This is a genomic window from Streptococcus sp. 263_SSPC (assembly GCF_001071995.1).
Lineage (GTDB): Bacteria > Bacillota > Bacilli > Lactobacillales > Aerococcaceae > Granulicatella.
On the sequence record NZ_JVNU01000024.1, the window covers coordinates 1 to 12,462 of the forward strand.

Below are 12,462 nucleotides of genomic sequence, written 5' to 3' on the forward strand. Positions count from 1 at the left end.
GATTGTGGTTGTCCTTGTTTACCAGTTGTTTCTTTGTTTTCACCTACTGGAGTTACAGGATTTACAGTTGGAGTGTATTTAATTCCGGCTAAAGTACGGCCAGTTGCTTCGTCCACCACTTGGATTAAGATTGGATCTGGAGTTCCAATAAAGTCTTTATTTGGCGTAAATTTCACCGTTCCATTTATTGGATCAATCTCATATAATCCAACTACCTTACCATCCTTCATCGCTGGAGCTTCATTACCAATGAGCCCACCCGTTTCTGGATTCACAATAACCATTGGTGTTGCAGCAGAAGGTTTTACTTCGCCTGCTCCATTTGTAAATGTAAGTTGTTTGTCATGTTCAATTCCTTGTAAATCTTCTGAAGTTACTTCGTCAGACAATGGAGTTACTGTTGGAATGTAACGACCATCCATTGTGTTTGTTTGATCACTGATAACAGGTTGAGAATTATCTTTTGTATTCCACCCAGTATCTACAGCATTGTTGTCCAGACGACGAATTGTAATACCTGTTGCAGTTCCAACAAAGCCGTTATCTGGAATAAATTCCACTTTAACGTCTTTACCAGCACTTGTTACACGGTATTTACCTTCTCCGTTCACAACATAGTAGCCTTCAGCGTCTAATTCAACTTTTTGACCATTTTCATCAACGATAAATGGTTCAACTGTTTCATCAATCACTGCATCCTCAGTTCTTGAGTAACGCTGCTTACCTTGAGCTGTAAATTCCACTGTTGCAGTTTGTTTCACGCCTTGTAGGTTTACAGTTTCTTTTTTGCTTCCTTTTGGTGGGAAGATTACTTGTGTTTCAAAGTCTTCTACTTCCCCTGACATTGACATACCTGTTGGGCTTTCAATATCTGGTGCATAAGTAGATACACGAACACGCACGCCTAATTTATCTAATTGAAGATCGCTTAAGATTGGACCGTTGTTAAATTGTAATGTTACATTACCATCTTTAGTGATTGTTGCTTTTTCAGAGCGTTCGTTTTCGTCAAATTTACCATTTTGGTTAAAGTCAACCCATGCGTAAGCATAAGCTTCAGGAGCTCCACCAGTGTTTGCTTGTACTGTTAACGTATAGTTACCAGGACGTGTACGCTCTAAGGCGATCATTCCGTTGGTGTTGCCTTTTAAGTCTGCTGGTAAGATTTGGTTGATACCTTCATCGCCTGTACCGTCCTTATCGTCACCTTTCCAGTCTGTACGCTCTAAGTTTTCATCCATATCTGGACGAGTATCCCCAAGATATGGTTGGTTAACAGCTGCGCCGGTTACCCCGTTGACTTGGTTCATCGCATGTGTTGCGATTCCGTATGAATCTGGAGCATCCCCTTCATCTAATGGTAAGAAACCAAGCATTGCTGATTGTTTACCAGAAGATGCGATATATAATCCAATTTCAGAAGCACCACGTGTCATTACCATAGGTACGGCAATCGTGCTTGCAGAAACGTTAGGACCAAATACGCCTGTTCCTAAACCACCTGTCTTCAAGTCTGCGCTTCCATAGTATTTCCATGCTACAGTTTTACCTTCTTCACCCACACCAGTTGCTCTACGTAAAAGGTTTAAGTTAAGTGCACTAAAGTTAACTCCATCAACGTTTACACTACCGTAATTTTTTGATGGGTCAAATAAATCTGCTGTATTTTGAGGAATATAATTTTTTGTATTCTTATTATTATTTTTTAACCATTCCCCAACATGTTGCCAACCTGAACCGTTTGTAGTGAAGAGTACTAACTCACCTGGGTTAGCTGACTCACCATCGGCCATAACGATTGCTGGTTTTACTGCTTTTCCATTATAAGTTGCTGAAACATCAAATTGAACACCGATATTTCCACCGTTGAATTCTGAAGAAATCGTAGTTTGTTTATTACCAGTGTCGATACCTTCTTTACGGATTTCAGTCCATCTATTTTGTGGATCCGCAATTACTTTTGCTTCTTCTTTATTATTAAAAGCCTTTCTTGTTGTTGCATCACCAATAGAGTTGATATAACCATTTTTAGCGTTTGGATCGTAAGTTGCTTTTTCTTCGTCTGTAGCGCCTCGCTCTTCCAACCGTTTTTTATAAATTTCTGTTGCTTGGAATGGTTTTAAAGATTTCACTTTAATTTTAACAATATAACCAGGCATTACTTCTTTCGTATAAGTAGCACCCACTTGAAGGGCTAATTTGCCATCCGCTGTTGTTTCAGCACCTGTCCAGTTTGCTTTATCACCGAAGTCTAACCATGAAACTTGCTTTAATAATTGTTCTGCTAAAATTTTTGGTGTAAAACCTGGTTTTTCTACTTTAGGAGTAGAAGTTGCGTCTACAACGTCTTCTCCGACAGTATCATCAGATGCAGGTGTAGCTTCACTTTCAGCAACTGCACGTCTTGAACGCGTACGTGGTTTGTTTTCTTCAGCTACTGTAGTTTCTTCTTTCTTTTCAGGAGCAGCAGTTGTTTCTTCTGCTTTCTCTGTTGCGGCTGTTGTTTCTTCTTTCTTTTCAGCTGCAGCAGTTGTTTCTTCAGTTTTTTCTGCAGGAGTTACTCCTTCAGCTGCAGTTGTTGCTTCTGTTTTTTCTGAAGGGGTTACCCCTTCAGCTGCAGTTGTTGCTTCAGCTTTTTCTACAGCAACTTCATAAATTGCTTTGTCGTCTTCGACCGTATCTTTCTTCTCTTCTGCAGTTTTTGCTGTTGTTTCTGCAGTTGTTGCTTCAACAGTGTCCGCATGTACAATTGTTTGCCCTTGTACAAACATAAATCCTAATGCTACAGCTACTGATGCTGTACCCATGCTTAATTTCTTGATGGCGTAACGTGTTACTTTAGAACCATTTTTACGCTCATTCATTTGAATGTTTTTTGAACTAAACATCTTCTACCTCTTCTCTTTTTTAATTCTTTTCTACTTCGATAATTTGTGAATTTTCACTGAACAGGAATTTTTTTCAATCTTATTCAACTAAACATATTACCATATCCAAGAGTATTTTCAAACTATTTCTAACCGGGTTTCTTTACAATCAGGTTACATTTTACTTGTGAATTAATTACTCAAAATCCCAACAGTTCAAATGTGAATAAATTGCGAACGCAATATCACCTTCCCGGTTATTCGGAAAGGGGAAACTTTCATTAATATGTACAAATAAGTTTTGTTTACTTTTCTATAGCTTCTTTCTCTTTTTAGAACGTAACTTACTTAATAAAATATGCAACATAATTAAGATTACAATTGCCGCACCTAATATCATCCACAATACAACTGGTACATTTTTTATCGATTCTAAAGTTTTATCTATAACGTTTTTCGTAGTTTCAGGCGCTCCTTCGTTCGCCACAATCGTTGATTCTTTTTCACCAGAATCAGCTTCTTCAAACTTAACCATATAATTTGTTTCATACAGTGTTCCGAAAGGGGTAGAAATTGTAAGATGATCTCCACTTAAACTCGTTTGGGGTTCTTTACCTTTCTCAACAAATATATTAATCGGTTCATTAATTTTAATTTTTTTCCCTTGAATAGTTTGAACTCCAGCATTATAAACCGTCTTTTGTTCAAATGTTTTAAGAACATATTTTAAAATCGCATTCCCAAATTTATGACGATTAAATTCACCTTGTGCACTTGGCCAAGAACCAACCGCCAGCACTACCTCAACTAATTCAATACCATCTTTTTGATAACTAACAATATAATTGTAACCTGCTGTATCACTAGAACCTGTTTTTAATCCCGTAACTCCAGGTACACCAAATATATCTCCTTCAACAGAGTGATTTGTGTTTTTTAAAGTTTGTGCATACGGTGTCCCTTCCATCACTGTGACAGTATTTTGTTTGGTAATTTCTGTAATTTCTGGATGGGCTTTTAGTAAGGCAATAGATAATTTCGCTAAATCTCTGGCAGTAGTTTGATTTGGAGCCGTTAAAGAATACTTTTTAGGGCTATAATATCCTGCATAATCCCTGGATAAGGCCCCTGATGGTCCAGTAAAAGTCGTGTTTGTCATCCCAAGTTCTTTTGCTTTAGCATTCATAGAATCGATGAATCCATCAGCATCATTATTTAAAAAATTAGCAAGCATCGTTGTAGCTACATTTGAAGAATGAATTAACGACATTTTCACTAATTCTATAACAGGATAATCTACCCCAGTTATTATTGGGGTATTACTTAATATTGATATTCCTGAAATTGCTTGATCACTAGCAGTTGCTTGTATTTTATCTATCAGACTAATCTTTCCCGATTTAACCGCATCATAAACAATGAAAATTGTCATCAATTTAGTTAAACTTGCTGGATCAAGTTCCAAGTCTGGATTCTCTTGCCAAAGAATCTCACCATTTGAGACACTTGCTACTATCGAAGCTTTGGGCATATCTGCAATCGAAACATCATATCCTTCTGCTTGAATAATCTGCGAAATAGAATCCTGCGCAAACACTTTAATATTTGCTGTAAGTACTGTGACGATTAAAATCCACACAAAAAAAATTTTATTTAATTTCTTCATTTTATCCCTACTCTCTAGTATCATCATATTAAAATATCAAATCCATAGCAAGTTAATCCATATTAAAAAATCTTTACATTTCTTCGAAAAATGACTACTCTTAGAACTAGAGGTGACAACATGAGACATTTAACCAGAAGTGCCGTCTTTCTCTTCTTTAAAAAAGGAAAAAAGGTACTCCTTCAAAAACGAATGAATACTGGATTTATGGACGGCTATTATGACGCAACTGTCAGCGGGCATATCGAAGCCAATGAATCCATTACACAAGCTGCCCTGCGTGAAACGCGTGAAGAAATCGGCCTCGAAATTCCTTCAAGCGCCCTTTCCTTCTATACGACGCTTCATATGCATTTTGACGAACATGATTATTTCTATTTTTATTTCCAAGTAGACGTTGAAAAACTTCCTCACTTTGAAATTCATAACGGCGAACCCGAGAAGATTGAAGAATTCAAATGGTTTTCTCTATCCAAGTTGCCACAAAAGATTTCAGAGTTTAATAAGGTCGCTCTCGAAAACTATCAAACGGGTAACCCTCTTTCTGAATTTGGTTGGCCCCTCACACCTGAAAAATGCTCTTGGGCCTATCACTCACAAAAGATGATGGATTACCACGATAACGAATGGGGTGTCCCTTGCCACGATGACCAAGCACTCTTCGAACGTCTCACACTAGAAACGATGCAAGCAGGACTTAGCTGGGCTACGATTCTCAATAAGCGCGAAAACTTCAGAGAAGCTTTTGACAACTTCGATATCCAAACGGTTGCTAGGTATAACGAAGCTAAACTCCAATCTCTTCTTCAAAATGAAGGCATTATTCGTAATCAACTGAAGATTCGTGCCGCTATCGCCAACGCCAAAGCAATTCTTGCGATTCAAGAAAAGTATGGTAGCTTTGACGCTTTTTGTTGGAGCTTTGTCGACCATAAGCCCATCATTAATGAATACACTACTATGGCAGAAGTCCCAGCCTTTACGACCCTTGCTGAAAAGTTCCGCAACGCTCTTCTCAAAGAAGGTTTTAAGTTTGTCGGACCAACGATTGTCTACTCCTTTATGCAATCTGTTGGTATGGTAAATGACCATTTAACAACTTGTCCCTGTAAATAAAAAATGAAGTGATACCGTATACGGTATCACTTCATTTTTTTAATCTAATATTGCTCGACTCAATAAGTCTGCCATTTCACTCTCATCGTCGCATAACGCTTTAAATCCAACAGCAAACTTCTTCACTGCTTCCACATCTTCTGACCCGATTGAAAACAATCCCGCCTCCGAATCAAATGACAATGCGTCTACTAATTCTGGCATCTTTTCTTCTAAAAAGACAGTCGCAAGCGAATTCCAATCATAGCCATTTCCAAGGAATCCATCTTCTTGCCTTGTATCAAACACATTTTGTTTATAGTCTTCATTTAACCAGAGCACCAGCGTTGCCCATACATCCTCTGTCCGCTCATCGAATACCATGAGTTTAAAGGGTTCTAATTGTTTATTTAAATCTTCGTACGACATCCACTACGACTCCTCAATTCATTTTCCTCTATTCTACCCATCATCACACCATTTGTCGAGCCACTCCCATGAAGCGCACCCACTCTATCCCAGCACCGGTCCATTTACGAGGGGTTGAAATCATGAATGAGGAACCTACCAAAATAGATTATTTCACCAAACAGATTCTTAAAGCACTCTGCTCTTTAACGTAAAACACAAAGAGCCACAGATACCAATAATCATAAGAATAACGTGCGTAACCAATGTGAATTACACTCTCTTGAAAATTTATTTTCTAGAGAGTGTTTGAAGCTTGGTAGCCTCAAGACCTTGGCTTGAGGCGGTACAGTTATTCTTATAATTATTGAACGTAGCCGAAGGCTCTAAGTGTTTTACCTTTGCACCAACAAAAAACAGGCTCCTTTTTAGGAACCTGTTTGAGTTGAAATTACAACCATTTTGTATAGTCTTCATCATCCATCGCTTCAACACTACCGAGTAGGTAACCATTTCCGACCTGCGAGAAGAAATCATGGTTACTTGTCCCAGTTGAAATCCCGTTCATCACAATCGGATCCACATCTTCAGCAGTATCCGGGAACAATGGATCGAACCCTAAGTTTTGAAGCGCCTTATTCGCGTTATAACGAATAAACACTTTAACTTTTTCAGTCCAACCAACTTGGTCATAGATAGATTGTGTATACTTCACTTCGTTTTGGTAAAGTTCCAAGCATAAGTTGTATACCCACATCTTCATTTCTTCTTGTTCTGACTCAGATAATTCATTGTAGCCTTGTTGGAACTTGTATCCTGTATAAGTTCCGTGAACTGACTCGTCACGAATGATTAACTTGATGATTTCAGCTACGTTAGCAAGCTTGTTGTTTCCTAAGTAGTAAAGTGGTGTAAAGAACCCACTGTAGAATAGGAATGTTTCAAGCATTGTTGAGGCAACTTTCATCTTCAATGCATCTCTACTTTGGTAGATTTCGTTAATCTTTCTTGCTTTGAATTGTAAGTATTCATTGTTGTTTGTCCATTCGAAAATATCTTCGATTTCTGCTTTTGTATGCAAAGTACTGAAGATTGTTGAGTAACTTTTCGCGTGAACTGATTCCATGAATTGAATGTTATTCCATACGGCTTCTTCGTGTTGAGTGCGCACGTAATCTTTCATTAAGCTTGCACCTTCTTCTGATTGAAGCGTATCTAATAATGTTAATCCACCGAATACTTTCCCTACTACATCTTTTTCTTCTGGAGATAATGTTCTCCAGTCGTCCAAGTCGTTTGATACTGGAATACGTGTATCTAACCAGAATTGCTCTGTTAGTTTTTCCCAAGTTAATTTATCGATCATGTCTTCAACTTGGTTCCAGTCAATCGCTTTATAGTACTCTACTGGTTGAGTAGAATTTTGAGAAAGAATCTCATTAAAATATCGTTTTGTACTCATGAGCTTTTGTCCTTTCTTTCGTATTCCCATTAAATGCTGCAGCTTTCGCAAGCATTACTTCCGATTTCATCGTTGTTTTCTGTAAATGTACGTACATAGTAGATTGACTTGATGCCTTTATTCCACGCATAGTTACGTAAAATGTTTAAGTCACGTGTTGTCATTTTGTTTGTACGTCCTTCTTTCCATTCATATAATCCTTCAGGAAGTTCTGAACGCATGAATAATGTCAAACTCATTCCTTGGTCGATATGTTTTTGAGCTGCTGCGTATACGTCGATGACTTTACGCATATCGATATCGTACGCTGATTTGTAGAATGGTAAAGTGTCGTTTGATAAGAATGGAGCTGGATAATAAGTCTTACCAGTCTTCTTCTCTTGACGTTCTTCAATTAAACGAGTGATTGGGTGTAATGAAGCACTTGTTTCGTTTACGTAGCTGATTGAACCAGTTGGCGCAATTGCTAAACGGTTTTGGTGATATAATCCACCGCTCATCACGTCTTCTTTTAATTGTTTCCAATCTTCTGCAGTTGGAATTGGAAGTTTTTCGAAGATTTTCTTCACTTTTTCAGATTGAATTTGTACATCTTCCGCAATGTAGCTGTCGAAGTATTCACCTGTTGCGTATTTAGAGCGTTCAAATCCTTCGAAAGATTTACCGCGTTCTTTAGCAATCTTGTTACTTGCTTTCAATGTGTAGAAGTTCAACATTCTGAAGTATAAATCAGTGGCTTCGATAGACTCAGGTGAGCCGTATTCCATTTGATTTAATGCAAAGAATGTGTGTAATCCCATCGCTCCAAGACCGATAGTATGTGCTTTGCTGTTTCCGTTTTTAACAGTTGGTACAGCATCAATACTTGAGTGGTCTGTTACGAATGTTAATGCACGAACGGCTACCTCTACAGAGCGTTCGAAGTCAGGAGATTTCATTAAGTTCACGATGTTTGTTGAACCTAAGTTACAGCTAATATCTGTTCCTAAGTGTTCATATTCTTGAGCATTGTTGATTACTGAAGGTTCTTGAACTTGTAGGATTTCAGAACATAAATTACTCATGATGATCTTTCCATCAATTGGGTTTACACGGTTGGCTGTATCGATATTCACCACATATGGATATCCAGATTCTTGTTGTAATTTACTAATTTCGTTTTCTAAATCACGCGCACGTAATTTAGATTTACGAATTTCAGGGTTGTTCACCATGTTGTCATATTCTTTAGTGATGTCCACATATGAGAATGGTACGCCGTAAATACGTTCCACATCGTAAGGGCTGAATAAGTACATAATGTCATCGTTTTTGATTAATTCGTAGAATTTATCTGGAACAACTAACCCAAGTGATAATGTCTTCACACGTACTTTTTCGTCCGCGTTTTCTTTTTTCGTAGATAAGAACGATACGATATCTGGGTGGAATACGTTTAAGTAAACCGCACCGGCACCGTTACGTTGACCTAATTGGTTTGAGTAGCTGAAACTGTCTTCTAATAATTTCATAATTGGAACAACACCGCTTGATGCATTCTCAATTTTCTTGATTGGGTCACCTGCTGCACGAACGTTAGACAAGCTTACCCCTACTCCTCCCCCAATTCTTGATAATTGAAGAGCTGAGTTGATTGTACGACCGATACTGTTCATATCGTCTGTTGTTTGAATTAAGAAACATGAAACGAGTTCCCCACGACGTTTTCTTCCGGCATTCAAGAATGTTGGTGTCGCTGGTTGGTAACGTTGTGTAATCATTTCTTCTGCTAAATCATGTGCTAATTGCTCATCACCATCTGCCAAGAAAAGAGCGTTAAATACAATACGATCTTCAAAACGTTCTAAGTAACGTTGACCGTCATTTGTCTTCATTGCATATTGTTTGTAGAATTTGAACGCAGACATGAATGAACGGAAACGGAATTTTTTCTTGTACGTTTCTTTCATTAATTTCTTAACGAATTTACGGTTGTATTTCCCTAAAAATTCTGCTTCTAAATAATCGTGTTCGATTAAGTAATCGAGTTTTTCATCTAATGTATAGAAGAAAACTGTATTTGGGTTAACGTGTTCTAAGAAGAACGCACGAACCGCTTCACGATCTTTATGCAATGGAATTTTCCCATCAACTGGACGGTTTAACTCATTGTTTAATGCGAAGTATGTAACTTCTTGAGTCTTGTTAATTAATTTTGGACTATCCAATCTCTCTCACCTTTTCTATTAGTATTTGTACATCTTTATCTGTACCTTGATTTTCAAAGCAATGCAGCAATGGAATTTGGTATTTAGCCGCTAACGCTCTGGCATTCGAACAAAAGCTTGTATTGAAATTGCGATTCCCTGAACCGGCAACCCCTTTTAATAGCGCGCGATTCTCGCCAAAATCAATAAATTCATAAAAAAAATTCGCCACTTGATCTCCATAAGTTGGTGTAATGACGATATAAGGTTCTTCCATTTGTACTGTAGAATTTTTCTTAGAAATCTCGATAAAATCCCAGTCCAATTTTTTTACGAATTGTCTTGTCTTTCCAGTTAGCGATAAATAAACGACTTTCACAGTTACTCCATTTCTGAATTCGAAATACAGCTAAATGTATTTCTAGCTCACTTGAAACTCACGAGACTAATTATATCCAGCCTAGAAGTTTTTTGCAACATTTTAACAACATTTTGTATTGTTTTTTTTACGAAACACAAAATATAGTGACTCTTGCTACCTACCCCCGACATTTAGTGTAAGCGAAAAATCAAGTAAAATGATTGACAGAAACGGTTGACGACTGTAGACTAAACCTGTAGAAAGGAGTTCTATTTATGACAGAATTTCAACCAATGAGCCCTTCTGAGCGTCAAATCATGCGTGTTCTATGGGCGAATCCAAACAGCACAAGCGGATATATTATCGAACAATTGCAACGCTCATTTTCTTGGAGTGACTCAACAATTAAAACACTCATTATCCGTTTAACCAAAAAAGGATATATTCAAATCGATGACAGAAAGAAACCATTCCACTACTCGGCAACGATTTCTGAGAAAGCACAACTCGACCAAGAGACCGATGTTCTTTTAGATCAAGTTTGCCATAAACAGAATGGAAATTTATTACATACACTGATTGATAAGGCGACTTTGAGTCAAGATGACATTCAAGATTTAATGGACGCCTTAAAGGACAAAGCAACCACTGCTCCAACATCTGTTGCATGTAACTGCCTACCAGGTCAATGTAATTGTCATCACCATCACTAAAACAAAAACCTATTGCTTAAAGCCACTGATATGCTCCCTCTAAAGTAGACACTAAAAAAAGTAAACTACTTTAGAGGGGGTATTTTTTAGATTGGCTAAGAAACATACTGCAAAAGAATTAGAACGATTCATAGAATTGTATTTAGATGGTGTGCCTTTTCGTGAGCTGCGTAGTGAATATGGTTTAAAGATTTCACCTGGAGCATTTAATATGTATTTTTTGAACTATAAAGCAAATGGACCTTCTGCATTAGAAGATCGAGACGGGTTTAACACTTATACAAAGGAATTTAAAGAAAAGGTGGTTAAAGAGTTTTTAGAATCGAAAACCTATTTAAGAGTAATCGCAAGAAAATACAAAATTCCTTCTGCTAGAACTGTACGAAATTGGATTATTAAGTATACTAATGGTGAGGCCACGAAGGCCTACGATCCTAAGCCAGAGGTGTACACTATGAAATATAGAAAAACAACGCACGAAGAAAGAATCCTTATCGTCAAAGACTGTATTCAAAATCAATTAAACTATAAACAAACCGCACAGAAATATAACGTTTCTTACAACTTGGTGTATCAATGGGTAAAAAAATATCAAAAATATGGTCCTGATGGATTAATAGACAGTCGAGGGAAACGAAAACCAGAAAATATACAGACAGAAACTGAGCGTATTCGTGCAGAAATGGCAATATTAAAGGCGCGAAACGAATATTTAGAAACAGAAAATGCCGCACTAAAAAAATTACAAGAAGTGGAAAGCGAGTTGATGTTTGCCAAACGAGATTTGAAGCGGAATATCAAACGATTAAAAAATTAAGTAAAAGAGGATTTCATATTACTCTATTATGTAAAGTGTTAAAAGTTAGTAGAGCTGGCTATTATAAATGGTTAAATCGTGTCCCTTCGGAATCTGAAAAACGACTACGTCGTTTAATGGAATTAATAGACGAAGTATATGAATCTGTTCAAGGTATATATGGATATCGTCGTATCACAATCTATTTAAACTATTATAGAAATGCAAAAGTGAATCATAAATGTATTCAGCGTCTTATGAAACTAATGGGATTAAAGGCAGTTATACGAAAAAAACGTTATCGTTATAAATCGAACACTGAAGAATACACTGCAGCTAATATTTTAAATCGAGAATTTAAAAAAGAGTACGAGCCAATGGCTCTACTATTAACGGATATCACTGAATTGAAGTATGGGAAGGGAGAAAAAGCTTATTTAAGTGCAGTTTTAGATTATGGTACAAAGAAGATAGTTGCATATCAAATATCTAAGCAAAACAATAATCAAATCGTTAAAGATACTTTTAATCAAATAAAAAGGAAGATAATTCCAACAAAAACAATGATTCATAGTGATCGAGGATTCCAATATACTTCTCATTTCTTTAAGCACTTTATAGAAAAAGGACAAATAACACATAGTATGTCCCGTCCTGGAAGATGTATCGATAATGGACCAATTGAAGCATTCTGGGGGACATTAAAGGAAGAAGTATATCGTTTATATCATTTCAAAACCTATGAATCTCTTTTCAAGAAAATTGAGGAGTATATTCAGTTCTATAATAAGAAAAGAATTACTTTATCAATGGGATTAAAAATCCCAGCATAAATAAAAAGACGAGTTCTTATGAACTCGTCATACACTTTAATTATTTTCCTGTCTACTTGACAGGGTGCACTTCAC

10 protein-coding genes and 1 pseudogene are annotated in these 12,462 nt (G+C 37.0%); 5 read left to right on the forward strand and 6 right to left on the reverse strand.

Annotated elements, in window-relative coordinates; genetic code table 11:
* Both ADH02_RS02495 and ADH02_RS02500 read right to left on the reverse strand, forming a co-directional pair.
* A partial coding sequence (locus tag ADH02_RS02495; RefSeq protein ID WP_239681720.1) for a CshA/CshB family fibrillar adhesin-related protein occupies positions 1–2,888 on the reverse strand: 2,888 nt, incomplete at its 3' end.
* A gap of 292 nt (positions 2,889–3,180) precedes the next feature.
* The gene (locus ADH02_RS02500) at positions 3,181–4,533 is read right to left on the reverse strand and encodes a serine hydrolase (protein WP_048782320.1); all 1,353 of its coding nucleotides are present in this window, start codon (positions 4,531–4,533) and stop codon (positions 3,181–3,183) included.
* A 120-nt stretch (positions 4,534–4,653) separates the two neighbouring features.
* Here ADH02_RS02500 and ADH02_RS09735 point away from each other — a divergent pair.
* Both ADH02_RS09735 and ADH02_RS09740 read left to right on the forward strand, forming a co-directional pair.
* Positions 4,654–5,034, forward strand: a pseudogene (locus ADH02_RS09735) (NUDIX domain-containing protein); the annotation flags it as partial.
* A 102-nt stretch (positions 5,035–5,136) separates the two neighbouring features.
* On the forward strand, positions 5,137–5,649 hold the full coding sequence (locus ADH02_RS09740) for a DNA-3-methyladenine glycosylase I (protein ID WP_048782339.1): 513 nt from the start codon (positions 5,137–5,139) through the stop codon (positions 5,647–5,649).
* A gap of 39 nt (positions 5,650–5,688) precedes the next feature.
* Here ADH02_RS09740 and ADH02_RS02510 read toward each other — a convergent pair whose 3' ends face one another.
* The 4 genes from ADH02_RS02510 to nrdI form a co-directional block, all read right to left on the reverse strand.
* Positions 5,689–6,057, reverse strand: a complete 369-nt coding sequence (locus ADH02_RS02510) for an Imm51 family immunity protein (protein ID WP_065427005.1) — start codon at positions 6,055–6,057, stop codon at positions 5,689–5,691.
* 430 nt (positions 6,058–6,487) lie between these two features.
* A complete protein-coding gene (gene nrdF / locus ADH02_RS02515) occupies positions 6,488–7,498 on the reverse strand; it encodes a class 1b ribonucleoside-diphosphate reductase subunit beta (RefSeq protein WP_048782322.1) in 1,011 nt (336 codons plus the stop codon).
* Positions 7,499–7,527: 29 nt separating this feature from the next.
* Positions 7,528–9,705, reverse strand: a complete 2,178-nt coding sequence (gene nrdE / locus ADH02_RS02520) for a class 1b ribonucleoside-diphosphate reductase subunit alpha (RefSeq protein ID WP_048782324.1) — start codon at positions 9,703–9,705, stop codon at positions 7,528–7,530.
* Positions 9,698–10,063, reverse strand: a complete 366-nt coding sequence (gene nrdI, locus ADH02_RS02525) for a class Ib ribonucleoside-diphosphate reductase assembly flavoprotein NrdI (RefSeq protein WP_048782326.1) — start codon at positions 10,061–10,063, stop codon at positions 9,698–9,700. The genes nrdE and nrdI overlap by 8 nt, the downstream gene beginning before the upstream one ends.
* 257 nt (positions 10,064–10,320) lie before the next feature.
* Between nrdI and ADH02_RS02530 the strand changes: the two genes are divergently transcribed.
* The 3 genes from ADH02_RS02530 (at position 10,321) to ADH02_RS02540 (ending at position 12,387) form a co-directional block, all read left to right on the forward strand.
* The gene (locus tag ADH02_RS02530; protein ID WP_048782329.1) at positions 10,321–10,758 is read left to right on the forward strand and encodes a CopY/TcrY family copper transport repressor; all 438 of its coding nucleotides are present in this window, start codon (positions 10,321–10,323) and stop codon (positions 10,756–10,758) included.
* Positions 10,759–10,849: 91 nt separating this feature from the next.
* A complete protein-coding gene (locus ADH02_RS02535; protein ID WP_048782331.1) occupies positions 10,850–11,575 on the forward strand; it encodes a helix-turn-helix domain-containing protein in 726 nt (241 codons plus the stop codon).
* Complete coding sequence (locus ADH02_RS02540; RefSeq protein WP_048782334.1) at positions 11,563–12,387, forward strand: IS3 family transposase; 825 nt, start codon at positions 11,563–11,565, stop codon at positions 12,385–12,387. The genes ADH02_RS02535 and ADH02_RS02540 overlap by 13 nt, the downstream gene beginning before the upstream one ends.
* Positions 12,388–12,462 lie beyond the last annotated feature (75 nt).

Bases quoted from the DNA above. Each gene is read 5' to 3' on its own strand.
- nrdF (WP_048782322.1), bottom strand. From the start codon at position 7,498: ATGAGTACAAAACGATATTTTAATGAGATTCTTTCTCAAAATTCTACT.
- ADH02_RS09740 (WP_048782339.1), top strand. From the start codon at position 5,137: ATGATGGATTACCACGATAACGAATGGGGTGTCCCTTGCCACGATGAC.
- ADH02_RS02500 (WP_048782320.1), bottom strand. From the start codon at position 4,533: ATGAAGAAATTAAATAAAATTTTTTTTGTGTGGATTTTAATCGTCACA.
- ADH02_RS02510 (WP_065427005.1), bottom strand. From the start codon at position 6,057: ATGTCGTACGAAGATTTAAATAAACAATTAGAACCCTTTAAACTCATG.
- ADH02_RS02530 (WP_048782329.1), top strand. From the start codon at position 10,321: ATGACAGAATTTCAACCAATGAGCCCTTCTGAGCGTCAAATCATGCGT.